This window comes from Pseudomonas fluorescens HK44, from assembly GCF_000217955.3.
Taxonomy (GTDB): domain Bacteria; phylum Pseudomonadota; class Gammaproteobacteria; order Pseudomonadales; family Pseudomonadaceae; genus Aquipseudomonas; species Aquipseudomonas fluorescens_AQ.
Genome location: NZ_AFOY02000015.1, coordinates 41750 through 63089 on the forward strand (window position 1 = coordinate 41750; position 21340 = coordinate 63089).

At 57.7% G+C, this 21340-nt stretch carries 22 protein-coding genes and 6 pseudogenes; 17 read left to right on the forward strand and 11 right to left on the reverse strand.

All coding sequences use genetic code 11. The annotated features are described in order from the left end of the window. Positions 1–74: 74 nt before the first annotated feature. A pseudogene (locus tag HK44_RS30515) lies at positions 75–1115 on the forward strand (methyl-accepting chemotaxis protein); the annotation flags it as partial. A gap of 198 nt (positions 1116–1313) precedes the next feature. Next, positions 1314–2018: a methyl-accepting chemotaxis protein gene (locus HK44_RS30520; RefSeq protein ID WP_431357333.1), complete on the forward strand. Its 705-nt coding sequence runs from the start codon at positions 1314–1316 to the stop codon at positions 2016–2018. Positions 2019–2220: 202 nt separating this feature from the next. Here the strand turns inward: HK44_RS30520 and HK44_RS12925 are convergent, their stop codons facing one another. Beyond that, positions 2221–2445, reverse strand: a complete 225-nt coding sequence (locus HK44_RS12925) for a hypothetical protein (protein ID WP_158002034.1) — start codon at positions 2443–2445, stop codon at positions 2221–2223. A 228-nt stretch (positions 2446–2673) separates the two neighbouring features. On the opposite strand from HK44_RS12925, the gene HK44_RS12930 reads away from it, so the two are divergent. Beyond that, on the forward strand, positions 2674–3549 hold the full coding sequence (locus HK44_RS12930; protein WP_019691093.1) for an AraC family transcriptional regulator: 876 nt from the start codon (positions 2674–2676) through the stop codon (positions 3547–3549). A 333-nt stretch (positions 3550–3882) separates the two neighbouring features. Here HK44_RS12930 and HK44_RS30525 read toward each other — a convergent pair. After that, a pseudogene (locus HK44_RS30525) lies at positions 3883–3984 on the reverse strand (IS110 family transposase); the annotation flags it as partial. 87 nt (positions 3985–4071) lie between these two features. Here HK44_RS30525 and HK44_RS12935 point away from each other — a divergent pair. Continuing rightward, positions 4072–4185: pseudogene (locus HK44_RS12935) on the forward strand (IS5/IS1182 family transposase); the annotation flags it as partial. A gap of 31 nt (positions 4186–4216) precedes the next feature. Here HK44_RS12935 and HK44_RS12940 read toward each other — a convergent pair. The 4 genes and pseudogenes from HK44_RS12940 to HK44_RS12955 form a co-directional block, all read right to left on the reverse strand. Beyond that, on the reverse strand, positions 4217–4477 hold the full coding sequence (locus HK44_RS12940) for a DUF6429 family protein (RefSeq protein ID WP_019691090.1): 261 nt from the start codon (positions 4475–4477) through the stop codon (positions 4217–4219). Positions 4478–4546: 69 nt separating this feature from the next. Beyond that, positions 4547–4798: pseudogene (locus HK44_RS12945) on the reverse strand (transposase domain-containing protein); the annotation flags it as partial. A 597-nt stretch (positions 4799–5395) separates the two neighbouring features. After that, positions 5396–5635 carry an IS66 family insertion sequence element accessory protein TnpB gene (tnpB, locus tag HK44_RS12950; RefSeq protein WP_024264905.1) on the reverse strand — a complete coding sequence of 80 codons (240 nt, stop codon included), beginning with the start codon at positions 5633–5635 and terminating at the stop codon, positions 5396–5398. 437 nt (positions 5636–6072) lie between these two features. Next, positions 6073–7032: a glycosyltransferase family 2 protein gene (locus HK44_RS12955; protein ID WP_277884165.1), complete on the reverse strand. Its 960-nt coding sequence runs from the start codon at positions 7030–7032 to the stop codon at positions 6073–6075. 262 nt (positions 7033–7294) lie between these two features. On the opposite strand from HK44_RS12955, the gene HK44_RS12960 reads away from it, so the two are divergent. From HK44_RS12960 to HK44_RS30535, 3 genes and pseudogenes are all read left to right on the forward strand, one after another. Then, on the forward strand, positions 7295–7477 hold the full coding sequence (locus tag HK44_RS12960) for a hypothetical protein (protein WP_019691086.1): 183 nt from the start codon (positions 7295–7297) through the stop codon (positions 7475–7477). Between the two features lie 182 nt (positions 7478–7659). Then, positions 7660–7731, forward strand: a pseudogene (locus HK44_RS30530) (hypothetical protein); the annotation flags it as partial. 97 nt (positions 7732–7828) lie between these two features. Next, positions 7829–8146: pseudogene (locus tag HK44_RS30535) on the forward strand (IS66 family transposase); the annotation flags it as partial. A 30-nt stretch (positions 8147–8176) separates the two neighbouring features. Here HK44_RS30535 and HK44_RS12970 read toward each other — a convergent pair. Next, a complete protein-coding gene (locus tag HK44_RS12970) occupies positions 8177–8362 on the reverse strand; it encodes a hypothetical protein (protein WP_019691083.1) in 186 nt (61 codons plus the stop codon). A 113-nt stretch (positions 8363–8475) separates the two neighbouring features. Between HK44_RS12970 and HK44_RS12975 the strand changes: the two genes are divergently transcribed. Both HK44_RS12975 and HK44_RS12980 read left to right on the forward strand, forming a co-directional pair. Beyond that, positions 8476–8793, forward strand: coding sequence for a hypothetical protein (locus HK44_RS12975; RefSeq protein ID WP_024264907.1), 318 nt, complete (start codon positions 8476–8478; stop codon positions 8791–8793). Between the two features lie 292 nt (positions 8794–9085). Further along, complete coding sequence (locus HK44_RS12980; protein ID WP_141651708.1) at positions 9086–9313, forward strand: hypothetical protein; 228 nt, start codon at positions 9086–9088, stop codon at positions 9311–9313. 66 nt (positions 9314–9379) lie between these two features. Here HK44_RS12980 and HK44_RS12985 read toward each other — a convergent pair whose 3' ends face one another. Then, complete coding sequence (locus tag HK44_RS12985; protein ID WP_019691080.1) at positions 9380–10216, reverse strand: SDR family oxidoreductase; 837 nt, start codon at positions 10214–10216, stop codon at positions 9380–9382. Positions 10217–10418: 202 nt separating this feature from the next. Between HK44_RS12985 and HK44_RS29745 the strand changes: the two genes are divergently transcribed. Further along, positions 10419–10511, forward strand: a complete 93-nt coding sequence (locus tag HK44_RS29745) for a hypothetical protein (protein WP_242031570.1) — start codon at positions 10419–10421, stop codon at positions 10509–10511. 152 nt (positions 10512–10663) lie between these two features. Here the strand turns inward: HK44_RS29745 and HK44_RS13000 are convergent, their stop codons facing one another. The 3 genes from HK44_RS13000 to HK44_RS13010 all read right to left on the reverse strand — a co-directional run bounded on the left by HK44_RS13000 (position 10664) and on the right by HK44_RS13010 (position 14658). Continuing rightward, complete coding sequence (locus HK44_RS13000) at positions 10664–11929, reverse strand: MFS transporter (RefSeq protein WP_019691078.1); 1266 nt, start codon at positions 11927–11929, stop codon at positions 10664–10666. 38 nt (positions 11930–11967) lie between these two features. Next, on the reverse strand, positions 11968–13038 hold the full coding sequence (locus HK44_RS13005) for a sugar phosphate isomerase/epimerase family protein (RefSeq protein WP_019691077.1): 1071 nt from the start codon (positions 13036–13038) through the stop codon (positions 11968–11970). 111 nt (positions 13039–13149) lie between these two features. Further along, a complete protein-coding gene (locus tag HK44_RS13010; RefSeq protein WP_019691076.1) occupies positions 13150–14658 on the reverse strand; it encodes a PLP-dependent aminotransferase family protein in 1509 nt (502 codons plus the stop codon). Between the two features lie 252 nt (positions 14659–14910). On the opposite strand from HK44_RS13010, the gene HK44_RS13015 reads away from it, so the two are divergent. The 7 genes from HK44_RS13015 to HK44_RS13045 all read left to right on the forward strand — a co-directional run bounded on the left by HK44_RS13015 (position 14911) and on the right by HK44_RS13045 (position 21309). Beyond that, a complete protein-coding gene (locus HK44_RS13015; RefSeq protein ID WP_019691075.1) occupies positions 14911–15891 on the forward strand; it encodes a quinone oxidoreductase family protein in 981 nt (326 codons plus the stop codon). A 14-nt stretch (positions 15892–15905) separates the two neighbouring features. Further along, the gene (locus HK44_RS13020; protein ID WP_019691074.1) at positions 15906–16754 is read left to right on the forward strand and encodes a TauD/TfdA dioxygenase family protein; all 849 of its coding nucleotides are present in this window, start codon (positions 15906–15908) and stop codon (positions 16752–16754) included. Positions 16755–16840: 86 nt separating this feature from the next. Beyond that, the gene (locus HK44_RS13025) at positions 16841–17893 is read left to right on the forward strand and encodes a 3-keto-5-aminohexanoate cleavage protein (protein WP_019691073.1); all 1053 of its coding nucleotides are present in this window, start codon (positions 16841–16843) and stop codon (positions 17891–17893) included. Positions 17894–17985: 92 nt separating this feature from the next. Beyond that, complete coding sequence (locus HK44_RS13030; protein WP_019691072.1) at positions 17986–19317, forward strand: MFS transporter; 1332 nt, start codon at positions 17986–17988, stop codon at positions 19315–19317. Continuing rightward, on the forward strand, positions 19314–19979 hold the full coding sequence (locus HK44_RS13035) for a DsbA family oxidoreductase (protein ID WP_019691071.1): 666 nt from the start codon (positions 19314–19316) through the stop codon (positions 19977–19979). The genes HK44_RS13030 and HK44_RS13035 overlap by 4 nt, the downstream gene beginning before the upstream one ends. Then, positions 19976–20302, forward strand: coding sequence for a Rieske (2Fe-2S) protein (locus HK44_RS13040; protein ID WP_019691070.1), 327 nt, complete (start codon positions 19976–19978; stop codon positions 20300–20302). The genes HK44_RS13035 and HK44_RS13040 overlap by 4 nt, the downstream gene beginning before the upstream one ends. Further along, positions 20299–21309 (forward strand): YeiH family protein, encoded by a 1011-nt coding sequence (locus HK44_RS13045; RefSeq protein ID WP_019691069.1) that lies wholly within the window; start codon positions 20299–20301, stop codon positions 21307–21309. Before HK44_RS13040 ends, HK44_RS13045 begins: the two co-directional genes overlap by 4 nt. The last annotated feature ends 31 nt before the right edge of the window (positions 21310–21340 follow it).

Here is a 21340-nt window from a genome sequence, read left to right on the forward strand (position 1 = left end):
AATCGTGATGAACCGAGTTATTCGGCGCATTGAGTTGCAGTAAGCTCTCCCTCTCAGCACGCTAAGGAAAAGTAATGTTCAGATGGTTTAATCAGGCTCTGGCTAACATCAGCATCAAGGCAAAACTTTCCTTGGGATTTGGTTTGGTATTGTTACTGACCTTGCTCATCTCACTGATCGGCTGGAGGAGCACTGATAACATCATCGAACGCAGCAACAAGATTAGCGCTATAAGCACACTTAATACCCAAATTAAAGAGTTGCGCGTCAGGCGCCTGCGTTATCAAACGGATCGCAGCGATCAGACCCGCGCCGCCGTCACGCAAGCGTTACACGACATCCAGGAGCGTCAGCGGATCGTGAGAAAGATGCTGAGCGTCCCTGCCAGCCTGCAACTCATCGATGAACAAAGCCGCCTGCTCGAAGACTACCAGAGCCACTTCAACAACCTTGAACGCACGTTTGAGGATCGCGAAGCAGTACGTATCAAACTAGTGCAGGGCGCAGAGCAGTTCTCCAAGGAATTAAATAAATCGCTCGATAGCATTACTAATACACCCGCACTCAATGGCCAAGATGAGCGGCAGAGCCTGCATCGTATGCAAGCTATCAGCCAACTCGCCCTGAACATCCAGCAAGCCCGTTTCGAGGTGTACAGCTTCATTTACAGCAATGACCCAAACAAAGAGCAAGGCGCATTGGAGGCTGTGGATAAAGTCACCACCGAACTGAACAGGATCAGCTCCGATGCTACCGGGCCGCAGCAGTATGGTCTGCAGCAAGTCGCGCTGGCGGTGCAGCAGTACCGCAGTAATCTGCAGAGCTATGCTGCACAGGTACACGCTGGCGCTGAGATAGGCGCGCAGATGGCCAGCCGCGGTGAGAAAATCGACACTATCAGCCAGAGTCTCACTGACAATCAAAGCAGCAAGCGCGACAGCGAGGCCCAAAGTGCCTATGAACTACTGAGCATTAGTTCAGCTTTGGCGCTAGCCTTGGGACTCCTTGCTGCATGGGTCATCACAAGTCAGATCGTCCATCCGCTGCAGATGACCCTGAAAACAGCCGAACGTATAGCGGGCGGCGACCTGCGCCAAAATGTCATTGTCTCTCGACGTGACGAACTCGGTCATCTGCAGCAGAGTATGCAAAGCATGACCCAAAGCTTGCGCGAGCTGATCGGGGGGATCGGCGATGGTGTAACTCAAATAGCCAGCGCAGCAGAAGAGCTGTCAGCGATCACCGAGCAGACCAGTGTTGGCGTTAACAGCCAAAAAATCGAAACAGATCAAGTCGCAACCGCCATGAACGAAATGGCCGCGACTGTACAGGAAGTGGCCCGTAACGCCGAAGAGGCCTCGAAAGCGGCCACCGTAGCCGATCAGCAAGCTCGCACAGGTAATAGTGTCGTAGGGGACGCCATCGCCCAGATCGAACGCTTGGCTATCGAGGTCGGCAGTTCTACAGAGGCCATGAACCATCTGAAAAATGAAAGCTACAAAATCGGTAGTGTGCTCGATGTGATCAAGTCGGTCGCGCAACAGACCAATTTACTCGCCCTTAACGCTGCCATCGAAGCCGCGCGAGCAGGTGAAGCAGGACGGGGCTTCGCTGTCGTTGCAGACGAAGTGCGCAGCCTGGCTCAGCGGACTCAGAGCTCCACCGAAGAAATCGAAGAACTGATCACCAGCCTGCAAGACAGAACTCAACAAGTCGCGGTAGCCATGGAAAGCAGCCACACCCTGACTGACAAAAGTGTCGAGTTGGTTCGCCGGGCTGGGGGCTCACTGGAAAGCGTCACCCATACGGTCTCGAGCATCCAGTCGATGAACCAGCAAATCGCCGCTGCCGCCGAGCAACAGAGCGCAACGGCCGAGGAAATCAACCGCAACGTGATCAACGTGCGAGATATATCAGATCAAACAGCTTCCGCCAGCGAGGAGACGGCAGCTTCGACTATCGAGCTGGCCCGGCTGGGGAACGAGTTGCAGTTGATGGTTAGTCGATTCAAGGTCTAAACGCATTCAAGCGGCATAGGCGGATCAAGAAGTCCTGCTGCGTGGCATCGCCTTGAAATAACTGTAGCTGTGCGGCGACGTTTCTTGCCCGAGCCGGCCTGCCAACACAACGGCGCAGGTTGAGCCAAAAAAATAACAACAAATCAATAAAAAGGGTACTGCAACGAACGACATGCAAGTGTCCCATCAAACCATAGCCTGTCTAAACCTGGCTCTTGAGCGTAACAACCAGCTTTTCAGCGAAGCCCATAGCTTGAGCTGCGCCGCCCTGAATATTCTTGATCGGCCCTACCTGGATGCGGAAGCTTTCAGCCAGTACCAAGAAAAGCGACGACATGCCGATCTTAAATTCCATGACGCCATCGAGCACTTGCGATTGCTCATGACGCAATACCACATTCCCCCGGCCACCCAACATTCCCAACATTCCCAACACATAAGGCCGACGATTTCGCTGGAGCGGTAAAGGATGTCTGGTTTAACAGGGAGATGGGGTCATCATGTACAGAATGAGTTCAGTCTATGCCAGGGTGCTGGTGAATACGCTTTCGGCGCAAGGACTGGATGTCGACAGTCTGTACCAGGAGGCTGGACTTGATATAAAGCGGGCAGATATACCGGGATCATTCTACGAACGAAGCACTGTCTACCGCCTATGGGTCTGGCGGCTCAGGCCTCCAGCGATCCGAACATTGGTTTGAAGGCCTACGAGAATTTCCATCCGGGCATTTTTCAGATCGTTGGCTACACCATGATGTCCAGCTTGAACCTGAAAAAGGCATTCGAACGACTGGTTCATTTGAGCCCGTTGATCAGCACTGGATTCAGCCTGTTTTTTGTCCAGGAACAACAGCATTACCGCCTGGCCGCGCTCGATCATCATCAGCGCGGTTCGATCAAGCCCCGACAGTACACCGATGCCAGCCTCGGATCGCTGCTGGGTATCTGTCGCTGGCTGAGCGGTGGCAAATCGCCGCAACCGCTAAGTATGGAGTTCAGCTATCCCCAACCGAAAGACATCTGCGAGCATCAACGGCTGTTTGGCTATGAGCTGCGTTTCGGGGCGGCCTATGACAGCATCCTGTTCGATGGCCAGGAGCTGCTGCGTCCGTTGAGCATGGCCAACGAGGCGCTGGCCATGCTCCATGACAGCTTTGCCGAAGCTCAGCTGGAGCTGTTGTACGGCGTCACCATCGTGTGCAGGATTCGTGCTCTGATCACCGAGCGCCTGAGTCAGCGGCAAGCGCAGGGCCAGTGTGATCTGGAATCGATTGCGGCCGCGCTGAATATCAGCAAGCGAACGCTGCAACGGACACTGGAGAAGGATGGCACGCAATTCAAGGATGTCCTGAAGGATGTGCGTCGGGAGTTGGCCGACTTCTACCTGCGTCATTCCCATTTCAATATGAAGCACGTGACTTACCTGCTCGGCTTTCACGACCACAGCAGTTTCCACAAGGCTTGCCTGCGCTGGTTCGGCATGACGCCAGGTCAGTATCGAGCCAACGATTCGTCACTTGAGGCCAGGTAAAGCAAGATCCTTCTAGCCGGCTAGTCGTGTTTCTTGCGGCGGATTATTGGAGCCAATGCCGAATTGACCCATGTGCCGACGCGAGACTGAGCCACTTCCAATCGGCACGAATCCGGCACAGACAATGGTTCGGGTGGAGTTAGACTGGGTCAGATACATCTCGGCAACTGGTCAATTCGGTGTCGGCACCAACACGTAGACACCTCCAAGCCATCAAACGAACAGACAGGCTTGCCCTCGATACCTGCTGAGTTCGACCAGGGTCTAAGCTTTCAGCAGTCCAGACCAAAAAAAAGAAAGTAGCGTTTAGGCAGACAGGAGGCACTTCAGCCTCCTGTCTGCTTTATGCCGCCAGATTGGCTGGTCATGGCAATCCACGCCGTGGATCTGAAATACGTTCTTGGCCAGGTCGACCCCAATGCGCATAAGCTTCATGTGTGGACTCCTTCTCGCATTTGACTGTGGTTCGCACCTTCAGTCTGGCACTCAAGATGCCGAGGTGAGGAGGAGTCCATCCCATTGTTCCGGGTGATCAAGCGCCAGTTCGGTTATGTGAAGACGCGCTTGCGCGGCCTGACGAAGAACACGGCGCAACTGGTGACACTGTTCGCGCTGTCGAACGTAAGCGATCCATAAACCCCACCTACCGTATGGCCGGGGTATGAAGTCAGGTATCCGAGTCGGATACCTGCTCCACTTGAGTTCTTACCCCAAACAACCGGTCGGCTATCTGCCGACCTCGCTCCAGCCCTTCAGCCGTCAACCAAATCGATTTGTTCTTGTTCACCGGATTACTGATGAAACCCTGTTCATGCAATCGGTTCATGGTCTCGAAGTCGAACCCTTTCCAAGTATTGCCGTTATCAAAACTGAAGGTTGCCAACAGGGCAAGCACGGCCTCTTCAATCAGTTTATCGTCGTATTCCATGATCGTTACTCCGCTCGTATTCTTTAATATCACCGTAAGCCCCACCAGCCATCAAGATGGATAGCGCGTTTAACTACGCGATACCGGCGAGCAGTTCCAGGGCAGCAGTGCTTCGTAGTTTTCAACCGAAGACGCCATTGGCAGGCGCTCAAGTACGTGACGCAGCCACGCATAGGGCTCCTGGCCGTTGGCTTTGGCGGTCTCGACCAGGCTGTAAAGTTGAGCGCTGGCCGTCGCACCTTTGGGCGTGTCGCTGAACAACCAGTTCTTTCTTCCGATCACGAAGGGCCTGATGGCTCTTTCGGCAGGGTTGTTGTGTACGCCCTGACAAGGCGTATGAGTTCAGTGGGTGCGAATCCCACCCGGCTACTGTCGCTCCGGCCGGAAGCACTTTGGAGCAGTTCAGGAGGCAACGAATGGGCTGAAGTATCTGAAGAAAAGGCTTCTTTAGGAAGTCAGTGACTGTGCAGGCCGTAGCGCGCAGCGAACACCGAGCAGGCCCCGAAAATGCCTTGCGGTAGCCGACCCGCCATAATAACGGGGAAGGTTGATAGTGCTAAGGGATCGAGCGTCAGACGAACTTGGCACTGCCGCCGGGGTAGTGGTGATGGCATGTACAGAAGAGAACTCATACGAAACAGGGGAAGCCTGCCAGGGTGAAGTGGCCGTTAGACACGGCCATACAAACAGAGCGCCCGTGAGGGATGGCTCTGGCTCGGACAGGTGGCGGATGGGCTCGTAGTACCGTTGAGGCCGGGTAATGCCGGAGTAGGAAAGGAGCCCTGGTTCAAGAGAGGAGTACAAAGTGGTAAGAACGATGGGATTGGCTCCAAGCCTACTAACCCAGGTGAGAAACCGCGTTCGGAAACTACAGCGTGCCCTGTATGTGAAAGCTAAGACAGAGCCAGACTTTCGCTTCTACAGCCTGTGGGACAAGGTCTCCAGGCGCTTTAGCCAAAGGCAGAAGCCGTTGCGTTCCCAATACAAAATCTTCACGCGGTTTCGAGGCTTGTTGAGGAAGACGAAAAGCACCGGGTCAAACACCGCGACCTTGATATCCAGTTCGACCAGAGCGGCGAGGCCGTCGATGGACTTTCGGAAATCCACAGGTTTGGGGTACAGATAAACTTTTTCGACTTTGGCGTCGGGACGCATCATGAGGTGCGGGCTCCGGAAAAGAATCTGGAGCACAGCATCGGGGATCAGGTGGCGGCTTTGAATGTGGGGTTCATGGAGCGCTTACTGTCGAACTTGTGGATGGCGCGTAGACATTGACTGACGAGTGCAGGAGAGGTGCGCCTGTCATGTGGGGAATGGTTACCGGGAGGTGCTCGCGGCGGCTAAAAACACAGAAATGAGCGGGTGAACTGATCGTCTTTGATCGATTCGCCGCTTTCAAAATCGGCGGGGGCTGAAGTCAGCCAGAAATACATGACTACTTCAGACCATCCTTAGAAGCCTTATATAAATGGCAATTACTTTTATACCGCCCGACATATCCATTGGCGGCGCGACAAACGTAATTCGCAAACGCTCCAAGGTAATATCACTCATGTTCAAGCTCGAGCCCCTTTATATAACGCCACATCACATTTTTATCGGGGACGCTTGCCCGACTTCACAATCAGTGCCACCACACTGCGCCACGAGCTGACGTTAAAAGGCATATGCGTTAGTGCTCGAATTCCCAATGCTATTGCGTCCAATTTATTACCGCTTTGATGAGTGCGCCATGCAGACCCCATTAGCATCCCCCCTATCTGTTTCGCTGCACTACTAGCACTGTCGGCGCTACTATCGGGAATCGTTGGCGGCTGATCGCGCTGAAGATCATCTTGGCCATACATCTTACGCTGTGCTTGAAACGTTCTGGCAATACCCTCGAAGAAAATACGCTTTGAATTGGATTGTGTATGCGTTATCGACGCCTCATGTAATCTGTATTCGTAGGCCACCTGAGGCAAGTACATCACTCGACCGAAATTGGCTAATCGCAACTGGTAGTCGATATCCTCACCAGTCTCAAAATAGGTTCTGAATCCGCCGACTCGATCAATTGCACTTTTGCGAACAGCGTAGGTGCAAAAATGTGTTCTCGTGCACCCTAAATTGAGTTCCTCAGTGATATCTTCGCCGATTTCGCCGGTCGCCAGTTTGGTGACGAGTTGCCCTGATTCATCAAGCGCAGTAAACCCCCCACACACAGCCGCATAATCTGGGTTGTTGTCAAGCCACGTTACTTGATTGTTGATTCGGCTAACCGGGTAAAGATCATCTGCATCGCAGCGCATCACTATGTCTCCCCGTGCCAAAGCCAGGCCGACGTTTAAGGCTGCGGCAATGCCTTTGCCCGGGCCATCTACGACATAAACTCGCTCATCCTTGATACTCAACACCAATTCCAATGAGCGATCGGTAGATTTATCATTGATGACAATCACTTCTAAGTTAATGGTAACTTCGCGCAATATTGACGCCAGCGCGCGAACAACGAACGGCGCTGCGTTGCGCATGGGAACAAGTACGCTAACCTTCGGGTTTGTGTTAGTTTTCAAATTAGGTTCTTCCCCTGCGGTTCAAGTGGTTTCAACATTAAAACAAGCAGAAACTTCCACCCGTAGTAAAGTTGCGCCAAGCGCTGCCGACTATTCCATGCCCACCAGCCATATTTAACTCCAAATTGCTTTTGCGAGGCACGATCATTCCCCGGACTTGAGTGTAGGCCAAACTCGATGTTTAGCCAGAGACTTGAGGGGAACTCCGAACAAGTCCTCAGATGTGCTGAAATGCGCCCTGACTACCTGAACCGAGCCCCGTATGAGCCAGATGAGCTTTTCCGACTGCGAATACGCCGGCAAGCGTAAGCAAACCCGACGTGAACGCTTTCTGGCTGAGATGGAGCAGGCGGTGACCGTCCAGGAACTCAACTGGATGCTCGACGGTTTCGACCTCTGGCGTAACCGGCCCCATCAGGTTTTGACGCCGCGATTCGTGGCCTGATTCGGTATAATCCAGGGCATGATTTCCATGCCTGAAGACCTCCCTGACGATCCTGAGTTGCTCAAGCAGATGCTTGCGAAGATGCAATCCAGAGTCGGTCTGCTCAAAGAGCAAGTCGCACTCGTGAGGCAGCGACTGTTCGCTCGAAAATCCAGCAAACGGTCGATCCTGCGACCCCGCAAATGGCGTTGTTCAACGAAGCTGAAAACAAAGCAGAGCCTGCCGGCGAGGCCTCAGAAGAAGAAATCGTTGCGCTCACCAAGCGTCGCGTTAAACGCAAGCCGCTGCCCGCTGATCTGCCCCGAATCGAGATCCTCCACGAACTTCCCGAACATGAGCTGACGTGTGTCTGCGGCTGGCTACCTGGCGAGCAACTGGAACAAACTGGAACGGTATGTCGAGGAAGGCTACTTGCCGATCGACAACAACGCTGCCAAACGAGCCATCAGGCCCTTCGTTATCGGAAGAAAGAACTGGTTGTTTAGCGACACGCCCAAAGGTGCGACGGCCAGCGCTCAACTTTACAGCTTGGTCGAGACCGCCAAAGCCAACGGCCAAGAGCCCTATGCGTGGCTGTGCCACGCACTGGAACACCTACCACTGACGACCTCGGTTGAAGATTACGAAGCCTTGATGCCGTGGAACTGCTCGCCGGTATCGCCTGGCTGAGCGCGCTACCCATCTTAAAGTTGGTGAGGTTTATGGAGCGCTTACGAAGAAACCCCAGCCTTTATCGGGCTTGGCGTTGTAGCTTTCGTTGAACTGGTTAATTAGCTCGTCGCGGGACTGGCTTTCGACCAGTTCACCGGCGCAGCGGTGCAAGATGGCCGGGTTACCGTCGGGCTTTTTGTTGATCTTGTGGATCACGCTGTGGAGAACGGGCATTGCGGTTACCTCGGGATGGCGCCGCCCTCCGTGACCGGATGCGGTGGCGAGATGTGAGTTTGTGGGCTATTGGTTGATGACCCGGCATGAGCCAGGAAGACGGGGACCTACTAATGAAAACGCTGATAGTTGATCACTCTTGGACCAAAATCATCGAGCGAGATGAGTCCGCCAAGGTCGTGCTGACGGCAAAGATTGAGCAGATCGAAGAAATCGAAGCTGCCATTCGAGCGGTTGAAGGTGAAGAGGCAGCCCGCAATGCTCTAAATGATGGCTTGATAAAGCATGCATTAGCGCGCTGCCTGGAGAACTTGCAGGGATCTGCATCCGTAACAGAACAGGACTTCTGGATCTGTTACGAGTTTGCGACAGCCGCTGCGAAGAATGCTGAGCGAATCATTGACGAAGAGCTTTCGCACGTAGGGTCGTGATCGCTCTCATTCCGAAACATCCGCGACACGTTTTCGCTAAATACGATTTTGTGTCGCGGAATACGCAAGTACTTGGCGGAGCCCTCCGCCTCGGCCTCTAGCGGTCGGCTCGGAATCTCTTGCAGGGTCCTGGTCGGTGCCAAATCCGCTGCTAACTCACAGACGGTCAGCCTGACCGAGAAGCCCTGCAGGTTTACGCTTGCAGGGCTTTTCTCGTTTTCGGCCCCTGGGAGCATGATTCATTGAAGTTCGGATTGATCTACGCTTAATGCTCTACAGAGAGGGTTGCGTCATGAGCGAAGATCGAGTGGTTGCGCTTGAGATAGCGCTTAAAACGGTAATGGCCGTCGCCGGGCGACAAGGCGTGGCAACCGACGAGCTGTGCAGGAAGTCGATTGGCGCAATAATTGGCGACCCCGCGTTTAATTGGGTCAAGCCCGACCATGCTGAAGACGCCATCGCCGAGATTGAAATGGCTCAAGCTGCCATTGCGCACCTGTCTCTACCCTCGGCGAAATAGGCGGGTGTGGATCACGGCCGGCGATGCGGCGCAAACGGATGGGGACTGCGAGGTGGCTTCCCGGTTTTACTTGGGGGCCAAATCGCCGTACCAGTAAGCGGCCGTGACGCCACCATCCATCAGAAAGTCGCTGCCTGTAATGAATGTGCCCTCAGGCCCCATGAGCAGTGCTCCCAAGGCGCCCACTTCATCCGGCGTACCACCGCGTCCTGCCGCGCTCAGGTCAATCATGCGCCGGTAGCCTTCGGCACGTGGGCCGCTTAGCTCGTCCCGCGCCAGTGGTGTAAAGATGATGCCAGGGCTGATCGTATTGACTCGCGCGCCGCGTTTGCCCCAGCGCACAGCTTCTGCCATGACTCGCAATGAGTTCCCGCGCTTGGAGATCTGGTAAGCGTTTAAAGGGTCGGTGACTTGATCGGCTTGAAGCATCGGGAGTGCGAGCAGATCGTCCGCTGGCGTTGTCGCCAACGCCTTGTTCTGTTCGGCACTCAAGGCGGGTAAGCGATGGCCGGATTGTGAAGCGATGACGACCGCGGAGCCGCCTTCGGCGATGACATTGCCGAACTCTTCAAGAACGACTGCCGTTCCATACAAATCAACCCGCAAAATGGTTGCTGCTGGCGCTTGAGACGGTGAAACACCTGCGGCGTGGATGACGCCGGTGATCTCTCCAATGGCCGTTGCGGTCTGCACCAGCGCCTGAACCGATTCGCGAGAAGAGACATCCACGATGGCCGCGGTGACCTCGAATCCTGCGTCAAGCAAGACCTTTGCCGCTGCATCGGCGTTTTCCTGCCGCAGATCTGCCAGCACGACGTGCTTACCGGCACTGACTCTGCGGGCAATGGCTTGGCCGATTGAGCCGGCACCGATAACGACAGTCACTTTTGTAGAGTTTTTCATGAGCATATCCCGCGTGGGGCTAAACGTCGGATCAGCGGTCTACCCGTAGTTGCAGGTGTGCGGGGTACTGGGGTTCGGTCACCTTATATTGCTGTTGATAACTCAACAATATGGCCTTGGCTGCATACGTTAGTGAGGTAAATTCATAAATGATGCCAGCCTTGATGTTGAAGGGCAGATAACCATGGATAACATCAATCTCATGATTGAAGCCGCGCTGGCGGGTGTCGGTGTCGCGTGGGTGCCCGAAGCGCAAGTTGCCGATCACCTGCGGGACGGGCGGTTGATCCATTGACTGCCACAGTGGAGCCCGAGTTATTCTGGGCCTTGTCTGTACTACCCGGCCAACCGCCATCCCCCTATTTGCTGCAGGGGCGATCCGCTGCCCATGCAGCAACTGTTTCAGGACGAGGCACTGCGCCCGACTTCCAGTAACCGGGCCGATGTTCAGGTTCGCGCTGCGCTTACTTGGCCGGTGGTCGTGGCGTTATTGCGGACCGCCTGATACAGCAGGCTGGACACCATGAACCCAAGAACGGCCAACACGCTCATCAAACTGAAAACGTAGTTGTAGCCTTGCTGGCCGGGGAAGTGGTCGAGGATTGCGCCATAGATGACGTAAGCGAACATGCCTGGCGCATAGCCGATCAGACAACCAATACCGAAGGCTGAACCGGTGATGTGCTGGGGAATGCCGATTTCACCCATGGGCGCCCAGAACACGCCGCGCATGGAAAAAACTATCAGCGCGAAGGAGAGGGTGGCCGCCATGCCCGCGTAGATGAAACTCGGGCTTTTCGGGATGAGCATGATCACGCCCATCAGCGGCAGCAAAGCCAGGAACGCCCATTTCAGATAGCGGCTGGTGCTCTTGAATTGCTTGTCGGCAATGAAGCCTCCGGCAGGCCCGCCCAGGATCTTGAGAAAGTACTGATTGATGATGCCGTAAGCGCCCACCAGTGCCACGGGCAGTTCGTACATGTCCTTGAGGTAGGGAATGAAATAGGTCAGGCCGCAGTAGACGATGTAGACCATGAACACGTTGAGGCTGACCAGCCAAATACCCGGGACCTTGATGGCCTCGAGCAGGTTCGACAGACCGTTCTTCGGCTTGGCGGTCGACTGCGTGGTGCCGCCCTTGAGCAGGAACCAGGTCAGGGTGCCGGCAAGAATGTCGATGACCGAGTAAAACAGGATCGCCGATTTCAGACCGGCCTCACCGGAACCCATGGCGACGAAGACGCCCAGCGCAGAAAAGGCGACCAGGGTATCAATGACGCCACGCCCGCCTTCCAGAAGACCGAACAACCGACCCTGTTCCTGATCGTCACCCAGAGTGCGGATGGCCTTGAGCAGTGAAGGCCAAAAGATGCAATCGGCGCAGACGGCCAACAGGCTGAACACGATCAGCAGATTGCTGAAGGGCGGGAAGGTCGCAAGGTAAAGCCCCAGGCTGCCGGTGCCGAGCAGGCCGATGGGAATCAGCTTGCGTGTGTCGTACCGGTCCGCCAGCAGGCCGCCGACGACAAACAGCGCGGTGGCGATAATGGCGTTGGCGCTCAGCAGCAAGCCGATTTCAGTATGGGTCAATCCCATGAACGTTTGCATCGGCACATAGAAGGCGTCCTTGAGGTTCGCCAACTTGTAGATGGTGCCGCCACCGAGGATGAGAATCAGGAATCTGAGCCATTTGGCCTTGTCACGAGTTGTCATTATTGTTCTCCAGGCGTAATCGGGTAGTAACGTCAGGTTCAGGCGTTTGCGCGGTTATCCAGGGTCAGTTCGGCCAGGGTCCGGAACTCGGCCAGCAGGCCTCGTACATAGGCAACCTGGTTGTTTGCCCAGCGGTGTTCATCGGCCAGCATTTGCTCCAGCGAGTAGCCGATTGGCAGCGGCGTTTCACTCATTTCCCGGAATGCAATGAACGGGTCGGCGGCCTCGAAGGTCTGGCGGAATGCCGGGGCGACGTAGTGGTTTTCCTGCTCAAGGATGAATGCGATCACTTGCGGGGTTGATTCGCCGAGCATCAGCAGTTCGAACAACATGCGTGCGCTGGGCAGGTCGTCTTCGTCACAGCCCTGCAGCACGCCGTAATGGCCGAAGCCGTTTTGCTCGGGGACGATGCGCACGCCCTTGAGGTGGGTCTGGCGTATGTGCGGCGCCAGGGTCCGGAGCGCCGGCAGGGGCTGTTCGCAGGCGTTGATCATGTTGCCGAAGTCGAACAAGGCATGCAGTCGAGGGTGGTTGAGGCGGCTCAGCAGGTGCGCGATCTCGGCGCTCTTGAGTTCTTCATGCTGCTCGAAGTCGAAGAACAGATCGTGCTCGTCAGCCTGCTGCGCAAGGTAATGCAGGTCTGATTCGATCACGTCCATGACCCGTGACAGCGTTCCCTCGTAGCGAGAGTAAACACGAATGTTGCGGGCCCCGAGGGTCTTGGCAATGCCGATAACCTGATCGACATCTTTTTTCAGTGTGCTGCTGATTTCCAGGTGTACATCCAGTCCGAGCGCATTGGCCTTCTCGGCAAACGCCCGAAGTTGCGCGGGTGTCATTTGACTCAGGCTGTTTTCCTCGCCGTCGAGCAAGTGCAGGCTCAGCCCCTGCAGCTCGTGACGATAGGCGAAGTCCAGCAGGTCGGCAGGCGTGACACGGCCATGGGTGAGGTTGGTCAGCAAGGGGTAGGCATGGGCAAACAGGCGCACCTGCCCAAGTCGGTCGAGCAGTTGGCGGGCCAGTGCTTCAGTCAGTGCGGGAGGTGCTCCTGCCCGGGCAGCCTTGTGGCTGAGTAAGGCATGGAATCGTTCCTGGATCTTATTGTTCATTCGAGTCATTCCTGGTTCAGACGCCGGGTCTACCGGCGCAGCCTTTATCGCGCCAGTCAGGAACTCTCGATAGATCCATTATCAGTTAAATCATAAGACCACTTGCCCGCCTCAAGTGGCCTGCTGCAGGTAGCCCATGTCGGACAAAGCCTGGGCCAGTGCTTCGACCCGCTCCTCGGCCTGGCTTTCAGGCGTGCCGGCAAAGCCGATCAACAGGGCCGGTGGCAGGACATGCTCAAGGCAGTAGTCGCTCAGGGCATACGTGTGGATGTTGTGCCGGGCCAGCTCCTTGGCGATGGCGTCGTCATCAAGCTCTGCCGGCAGCCAGGCGATCAGGTGCATGCCGGCTTCCACCGGGGTGATCTTGAAGAAACCGCCCAGCCGTTGCTGCAGCTGCTCGACCAGTGCTTTCTGGCGAGCCTGGTACAGCGCGCGCATGCGGCGGATGTGCCCAAGAAAGTGGCCTTCGCGCATGAAGTCTGCCGTCACGGCCTGGAGCAGTGTGGGCGGGCTGCGATCCATGACCGCTCGCAGGGTACAGAAGGGTTCGATCAAGGCGTGCGGCAGTATCACGTAACCCAGTCGTAGCGAGGGGAAGAGCACTTTGCTGAACGTTCCGACATAGATCACCCGGGCCCATTGGTCCATGGCATAGAGTGCAGGCAGGGGGCGACCGTTGTAGCGAAACTCACTGTCGCAGTCGTCCTCGATGATCCAGCTTTGGTTGTGCGCAGCCCAGTCGATGAGTTCCTGGCGTCGCGCATAACTCATGGTGACGCCCAGGGGATGCTGGCGAGACGGCGTGGTAAACGCCAGGCGGGCGTCAGGGCACTGAGCCAGGCCTTGCTGGATGTCGATCCCCTGTTCGTCGATACGCAACGGGACCACCAGACCACCCTGGGCCTGGAGCGCGATTCGCGCCGCGATATGCCCCGGGTCCTCCATCCACACGCTGTCCTGTGGATTGAGCAACAGCATGCCCAGCAAGTTAAAGGCTTGCTGGGCGCCGGAAACGATGACCACCTGCTCGGCACTGCAGTCGATGCCACGGGCATCAAAGACGTATTCGGCAATCGCCTTGCGCAGAGCCAGCAAGCCTTGCAGTTCGCCATAGCCGAGCATGGCTTTGGTCGGCTTGTGCAGGTGGCGGTTCATCAGGCGCTTCCAGATGTGTTGCGGGAACGCGTCGTAAGTGCTGTGGCTGGGCAGGAACGAGGTAGGGCTTGCCGGATCCCAGTCGGCATACGAAACCCCTCGAAAATGATCGCTGCGCAACGACAGCATGGACTGGCTCAGATCGGACAGGCGGGGAGGCTGGCGCTGCCGTTCATCGTCGGCGATTCCACGGTTTTCCCACTCATTGCCGACATAGGTCCCGGCCCCGGTCCGTGATGCCAGAAAACCTTCGGCGATCAGTTGATCGAAGGCATTGAGGATGGTGATCCGCGACAGCGCGAGCTCTTTGCTCAAGGTCCGGGTTGACGGCAGGCGCACGCCCCCTTGAATTCTTCCACTGAGAACCTGTTGGCGAATCTGCAAATAGAGTTGGCGGTACAGGGGAATGGAGCTGGTACGGTCCAGCTCAATACCCGACAGCAGCAAACCTGCAGGGGATTTCATGACTTGCTCGTCTGGATGGAGTGTGGTTTGACCTGGAACACCGTCAGGCATTGAGGTGCGCAAGGGTATCGGGAGGCACAGGGTAAGTCATCCATCGCATGCGTTGACGCAGCGCCCACCGCCCGGGTAGCTGTCACGAAATGAAAAGCCATTGTCGTCTGATGAGAAGCGGCCCGCCAGGCTGCGTCCTAGAGTCCAATCAGCGCAAATCGACGCAGCACGCCAACATTGCAGACTGGAGAATAAGAAAACATGGCCAAAGCCGTACGCTTCTACGAAACCGGTGGTCCCGACGTTCTTCGCTATGAAGAGGTCGAGGTTGGCGAACCCGGTCCAGGCCAGGTCCGTCTTCGTCATGTAGCGGTTGGCCTGAACTATGCCGACACCTACTTTCGCAATGGCACTTATCCGATTCCGATGCCCAACGGCATGGGGGTTGAAGCTTCCGGCGTAGTCCAGGCCATCGGCCAGGGGGTTACCAACGTACAGGTGGGTGATCGCGTCACCTACACCGGGTTTCTCAATACATTGGGGGCCTACAGCACCGAGCGTCTGATCCCGGCTGCGCCGCTGATCAAGCTGCCGGAAACCATCAGTTTCGAGACCGCCGCAGCCATGACCATGCGCGGCCTGACAGCGTCGTACCTGATGCGGCGCATTTACGACTTCAAGGCCGGCGACAGTATTCTGCTGCACGCCGCTGCCGGCGGTGTGGGCCTGATCGTTTCGCAGTGGGCCAAGCTGCTCGGCCTGACGGTCATCGGCACCGTGTCCACCGAGGTCAAGGGTGAAATCGCTCGGGCCCATGGCTGCGACCATGTCATCAATTACAGCCATGAAGACGTCGCCCAGCGCGTTCGCGAATTGACGGACGGCGTCGGGGTCAACGTGGTGTTCGACAGTGTTGGCAAGAATACTTTCATGGGTTCCCTGGATTCGCTCAAGCGCCGCGGGCTGATGGTGTGCGTCGGCACGGCGTCCGGCCCGATCCCGGCGTTCGATCCGGTGCTGCTGGCGATGAAAGGCTCGCTGTTCATGACCCGCCCGGCTCTGGCGGACTACATCGCCGACCCGGCGGAAAAAGCCGCCCTGGCGGGTGAACTCTTCGACCTCGTCGGCAGCGGTCGTATCAAGATCGAGATTAACCAGCACTATGCTTTGCAGGACGCCGTGCAGGCTCATCGCGACCTGGAGTCACGCAAGACCACGGGTTCATCGATTTTCGTCATTTAAGGGAGTCGCCTGCCATGAAAGTCGAACCATTGACCTGCAGCATTGGCGCGGAACTGATTGGCGTGAACCTCGCCGACGCGATCCATGACGACAGTCTTTTTGCCGAGATTCGTGTTCAGTTGCTCAAGCATCGGGTGGTGTTCCTGCGTGATCAGGAGATTAGCCGCGCCGAGCACGTGGCCTTCGCCCGTCGCTTCGGCGAGCTGGAGGATCATCCGGTGGCTGGCAGTGACCCGGATCATCCGGGCCTGGTGCGCATCTACAAGCGCCCGGACCAGCCGATGGACCGCTACGAGAATGCCTGGCACACCGACGCGACCTGGCGCGAGGCGCCGCCGATGGGCTGCGTATTGCGCTGCGTGGAATGCCCGCCTGTGGGCGGAGACACCATGTGGGCCAACATGGTGGAGGCCTACGCGCGCTTGCCGGAAGACGTAAAGGCGAAGATCACCGACCTGCGTGCGCGCCACAGTATCGAAGCCAGCTTTGGTGCCGCCATGCCGATTGAAAAGCGCCTGGCGCTCAAGGCCATGTACCCGGATGCCGAGCACCCGGTGGTGCGTACCCACCCGGAAACCGGGGAGAAGGTGCTGTTCGTCAACGCCTTTACCACCCACTTGAGTAACTACCACACCCCCGAGCGGGTGCGCTTCGGCCAGGACGCCAACCCCGGCGCGAGCGAGCTGCTGCGCTACCTGATCAGCCAGGCCTATATCCCCGAGTATCAGGTGCGCTGGCGCTGGAAACCCAACAGCATCGCCATCTGGGACAACCGCAGTACCCAGCACTACGCCGTCATGGATTACCCGCCGTGCCATCGCAAGATGGAGCGTGCCGGGATCATCGGCGACAAGACTTTCTGATCGACCGCCTCTGTACTCGCATTTGCTACAGGCTTGCCCGGCACGTCCCCGGCGTGGGCGTATAACCATAATAAAAGGAGTAACTCATGCAATTCTTCGACGATTCCCTGCACCCGGAAAACATGGAAAAAGTGGTCATCACCGTGGCCCCGTATGGCCCTGAGTGGATGCCGGAAGACTTTCCCGAAGACATCCCGCTGACCATGGATGAGCAAGTGCAGAAGGCGGTCGATTGCTATGAGGCCGGTGCCACGGTGTTGCACCTGCATGTGCGCGAACTGGACGGCAAGGGTTCCAAGCGCCTGTCCAAATTCAACGAGTTGATCGCCGGTGTGCGCGAAGCCGTACCGGACATGATCATCCAGGTCGGTGGTTCGATTTCCTTTGCGCCGGAAAGCGATGGCGAAGCCGCCAAGTGGCTGTCTGACGATACGCGCCACATGCTGGCTGAGCTGACGCCAAAACCGGATCAGGTCACCGTGGCCATCAACACCACCCAGATGAACATCATGGAACTGCTGTATCCGGAATACCTGGAAGGCACGTCCCTGGCTAATCCGGCCTATCAGGCGGCCTACAGCGAGATGACCGTGCCGGCAGGCCCGGCCTGGGTCGCGGAGCACTTGCGGCGGCTGATGGCGGCGGGTGTGCAGCCGCATTTCCAGCTGACCGGGATGCATGCGATGGAGACCCTGGAGCGTCTGGTGCGCAAGGGCGTGTACATGGGGCCGTTGAACCTGACCTGGATCGGCATCGGCGGGGGTTTCGATGGCCCCAATCCGTTCAACTTCTTCAACTTTGTTCACCGTGCGCCGGACGGCTGCACCTTGACCGCCGAATCACTGCTCAAGAACGTACTGCCGTTCAATGTCATGGCGCTGTCCATGGGGCTGCACCCACGCGTGGGCATTGAAGACACGATCATTGATCAGAAGGGCAAGCGTTTCAGCTCCGTGCAGCAGATCGAGCAAACCGTGCGTGTCGCCCATGAGCTGGGGCGTGAAATCGCCACCGGCAAAGAAGCCCGCGAGATCTACCGCATCGGTGTGCAGTACCAGAGTATCGAAGAAACCCTGTTGGCCAACGGCATGGCCCCCAACCGCAAGGCTGGACAGAAAGGTGTGCCGCAACGCGGCTGACCGGCAGCGACGCGAGAGGTCGGTGACCTCTCGCTCCCTGCATTGCTACACGCTCGATAACAATAAATACAACAATGTTTCGAGGAGGCTGCATGGCCTTTCACCCAATCGCCGCGGACGATGACGACGCCAGTGGTGTCGGTATTGCGCGCAAATATGCCTGGATTGTCTTTGCACTGACGTTCGGCCTGTTGATTTCCGATTACATGTCGCGTCAGGTGCTGAACGCGGTATTCCCGATGCTCAAGGGCGAGTGGGCCCTGAGCGACGGCCAGCTCGGCCTGCTCAGTGGCGTTGTCGCCTTGATGGTGGGGCTGCTGACATTTCCCCTGTCGTTGCTGGCGGATCGCTTCGGTCGGGTAAAAAGCCTGGCGCTGATGGCCCTGTTGTGGAGCCTCGCCACCCTGGGCTGCGCGCTGGCGCAGGACTACCCGCAAATGTTTATGGCCCGCTTCATGGTGGGTGTCGGCGAAGCGGCTTACGGCAGCGTCGGCATCGCGGTAGTGATTTCGGTCTTTCCCAAACACATGCGCGCAACGCTGGCCAGTGCTTTCATGGCGGGTGGCATGTTCGGCTCGGTGCTGGGCATGGCGCTGGGCGGTGTCATCGCGGCCAAATTGGGCTGGCGCTGGTCGTTCGCCGGCATGGCGCTGTTCGGCCTGCTCCTGGCCGTGCTTTACCCGATCATCGTCAAGGAAGCGCGCATCGCCCCGCAACGCGCGGCTCAAGCGGCGAACAAGGCGGCTGCAGCAGTCAAGCGCCCGCTGAGTACGCTGTGCTCCAGCCCTTCAGTGATCGCGGCCTATATCGGCAGCGGCTTGCAACTGTTCGTCGGCGGCACCGTGATTGTGTGGATGCCCAGTTACCTCAATCGTTATTACGCCATGGGAACGGACAAGGCCGGTGGTGTCGCAGCGATCATCGTGCTGTGCAGCGGTGCGGGGATGATTCTGTGCGGGATGCTCAGCGACCGGCTGTGTCGGCACTCGCCGGAGCGCAAGGTCGCCCTGGCCATCGCTTATTGTCTGGGCAGTTGCCTGTTGCTGTCGGCGGCGTTCGCCTTGCCGGCGGGGCCAGTGCAATTGGCGCTGATATGCCTGGGCATGCTGATTGCCGCCGGCACGACCGGGCCTGCCGGGGCGATGGTTGCCAACCTGACCCACCATTCGGTCCACGGCACGGCCTTCGCCACGCTGACCCTGGCCAACAACATGCTGGGTCTGGCCCCGGGGCCGTTCATCACCGGCAGGGTGTCCGACCTCATCGGCTTGCAGGCTGCTTTTCAATGGGTGCCACTGGTCAGCATCGCGGCTGCGGCGGTGTTCTTTTATGCCAAGTGTCATTACCACAAGGATATCGCCCGGCTTGCGGGCGAGCGGGTCAACGATTCGATGAGTGAAGCTGTGTTAGAGGTGAAGGTGTGAGTGGTCGTTTACGGATTGATGTGTTCTTCGATTTCATCTGCCCCTGGTGCCTGATCGGCAAGCGCCAACTGGAGCGCGCGCAGGACCTGTTGCGTATCCAGCAACCGGGTGTGGAAATCACCACGGTGTGGCATGGGGTGCAGTTGTTGCCACAATTGCCGGTACAGGGTGAGCCCTTCGCCGAGTTTTATCGTAAGCGCCTGGGCAGTGCCGAAGCTGTGAGCCTGCGCCAGGCTCAGGTGCAGCAGGCCGCGATGGCGGTGGGGGTGCCCATCGACCTGAGCCGCATCGCCACCATGCCCAATACCGCTGATGCCCATCGCTTGCTGGAGCGTGCCACTGTGCTGGGCAGTACGGCGCAACGTGATGTCTTGCTTGAGCGTCTGTTCGCTGCCTACTTCCAGCACGGTGAGGACCTGGGTTGCCCTGAGACCTTGATCGCCATCGCCCAGGCGTGTGGCTTCGACGCTGATGCCATGGCCTCCGTTCTGCAAGGTGACGGCGATCCTTACGTCGGCAACGAGGCAGGCGCTGGCAGCGGTGTGCCGTGTTTTCAATTCGACCGTCGTCTGACGGTGGTGGGCGCGCAGCCAACCGAGGTGCTGCTTGGCGCCATGGGCGAAGCCTTGCTCGACAGCCATCGCTCACGGCTACCGGCATGAGCCGGCGTGTACCCGTGCCTGCGGGAAAGCTCTCGCAGGCGGGTGGCCGTGCGTTGGTTGAGTTCGAGGGCAAAAGCCTGGCGCTGTTCAACGTCGAGGGCGATCTGTTTGCCATCGACGACGGTTGCCCGCATCAGGGGGCCTCGCTGTGCGGCGGGCGCCTTGAGGGGAGGGTGATTCAATGCGGCGCCCATGGCCTGCGCTTCGATCTGCGCAGCGGCTACTTGCTCAATTCAACCCAACTCAAAGTCGCCAACTACCCGGTCGAGGTCGTCGACGGCCAGGCATTTATTGTCATCATTTCTGAGGAATCCGCGCCATGAGCGTCATTGCTCTCACCCATATCCATAGCCGAACGCGCGAATTGGCGCCGGGTTTTATCGTCAGTCTGATTGTTGCGGCGGCAGCCTCCTTTCTGTCCGAGCATTACGGTGCGCCGGTGATGCTGTTCGCCTTGCTGCTGGGCATGGGGCTGAATTTTCTCTCCGGCGAGGGCCCGTGCAAGGCTGGCATCGAATTCACGGCGCGTACCGTGTTGCGCATTGGCGTGGCCCTGTTAGGCATGCGTATTACTCTCGAACAGATCGCCGCGCTGGGCTGGAAACCTTTTGCTCTGGTGGTGATCCTGGTGGTAGTGACGATCAGTGTCTCGGTGGTGGCGGCCAAAGCGCTGGGCTTTCAGCGTTTGTTCGGCATGCTCACCGGTGGGGCTACCGCGATCTGTGGCGCCTCGGCTGCGATGGCGCTGGCGGCGGCGCTGCCCAATCATCCGCAGAAAGAGCGTGCCACGCTGTTCACTGTCATTGGGGTGTCGGCGCTGTCCACCACGGCGATGATCCTTTACCCGATGATTGCCAACTGGCTGTCGTTGTCGCCGCAAGTCGCAGGGATGTTCCTGGGCGGGACCATCCACGATGTCGCCCAGGTAGTCGGTGCCGGTTACAGCCTGTCGACCGAGACCGGTGACATAGCCACTGTGGTCAAGCTGATGCGGGTCGCCATGCTGCTGCCGGTGATCCTCTGCGCCACCCTGATCACGCGTATGCAGGGCGCCGACACGACGGGCACGCGGCCGCCGCTGCTACCGTGGTTCGCCGTCGGTTTTCTGCTGCTGGCCTGTATCAACAGCACGGGATGGGTGGCACCGGTGGTGCAGGGTTCGGTCAACGAACTGTCGCGCTGGAGCCTGGTGGTTTCCATCAGCGCCTTGGGGATGAAGACTCAGCTCAAGGAGCTGGCCGCCGTCGGCATCAAGCCGATCCTGCTGATGGTGGGGGAGACGGTGTTTCTCGCGGTCCTGGTGCTGCTGTTGCTGCACTGGGGGCTATAAGCCCGGCTAAGCCTCAATGCTGTTCAGTTGA

Coding starts and splice junctions, on each gene's coding strand:
- HK44_RS30520 (WP_431357333.1), top strand. CDS start 1,314: ATGGCCGCGACTGTACAGGAAGTGGCCCGTAACGCCGAAGAGGCCTCG.
- HK44_RS12925 (WP_158002034.1), bottom strand. CDS start 2,445: ATGTTGGGAATGTTGGGTGGCCGGGGGAATGTGGTATTGCGTCATGAG.
- HK44_RS12930 (WP_019691093.1), top strand. CDS start 2,674: ATGGGTCTGGCGGCTCAGGCCTCCAGCGATCCGAACATTGGTTTGAAG.
- HK44_RS12940 (WP_019691090.1), bottom strand. CDS start 4,477: ATGGAATACGACGATAAACTGATTGAAGAGGCCGTGCTTGCCCTGTTG.
- tnpB (WP_024264905.1), bottom strand. CDS start 5,635: ATGATGCGTCCCGACGCCAAAGTCGAAAAAGTTTATCTGTACCCCAAA.
- HK44_RS12960 (WP_019691086.1), top strand. CDS start 7,295: ATGAGCCAGATGAGCTTTTCCGACTGCGAATACGCCGGCAAGCGTAAG.
- HK44_RS12970 (WP_019691083.1), bottom strand. CDS start 8,362: ATGCCCGTTCTCCACAGCGTGATCCACAAGATCAACAAAAAGCCCGAC.
- HK44_RS12975 (WP_024264907.1), top strand. CDS start 8,476: ATGAAAACGCTGATAGTTGATCACTCTTGGACCAAAATCATCGAGCGA.
- HK44_RS12980 (WP_141651708.1), top strand. CDS start 9,086: ATGAGCGAAGATCGAGTGGTTGCGCTTGAGATAGCGCTTAAAACGGTA.
- HK44_RS12985 (WP_019691080.1), bottom strand. CDS start 10,216: ATGAAAAACTCTACAAAAGTGACTGTCGTTATCGGTGCCGGCTCAATC.
- HK44_RS29745 (WP_242031570.1), top strand. CDS start 10,419: ATGATTGAAGCCGCGCTGGCGGGTGTCGGTGTCGCGTGGGTGCCCGAA.
- HK44_RS13000 (WP_019691078.1), bottom strand. CDS start 11,929: ATGACAACTCGTGACAAGGCCAAATGGCTCAGATTCCTGATTCTCATC.
- HK44_RS13005 (WP_019691077.1), bottom strand. CDS start 13,038: ATGAACAATAAGATCCAGGAACGATTCCATGCCTTACTCAGCCACAAG.
- HK44_RS13010 (WP_019691076.1), bottom strand. CDS start 14,658: ATGAAATCCCCTGCAGGTTTGCTGCTGTCGGGTATTGAGCTGGACCGT.
- HK44_RS13015 (WP_019691075.1), top strand. CDS start 14,911: ATGGCCAAAGCCGTACGCTTCTACGAAACCGGTGGTCCCGACGTTCTT.
- HK44_RS13020 (WP_019691074.1), top strand. CDS start 15,906: ATGAAAGTCGAACCATTGACCTGCAGCATTGGCGCGGAACTGATTGGC.
- HK44_RS13025 (WP_019691073.1), top strand. CDS start 16,841: ATGCAATTCTTCGACGATTCCCTGCACCCGGAAAACATGGAAAAAGTG.
- HK44_RS13030 (WP_019691072.1), top strand. CDS start 17,986: ATGGCCTTTCACCCAATCGCCGCGGACGATGACGACGCCAGTGGTGTC.
- HK44_RS13040 (WP_019691070.1), top strand. CDS start 19,976: ATGAGCCGGCGTGTACCCGTGCCTGCGGGAAAGCTCTCGCAGGCGGGT.
- HK44_RS13045 (WP_019691069.1), top strand. CDS start 20,299: ATGAGCGTCATTGCTCTCACCCATATCCATAGCCGAACGCGCGAATTG.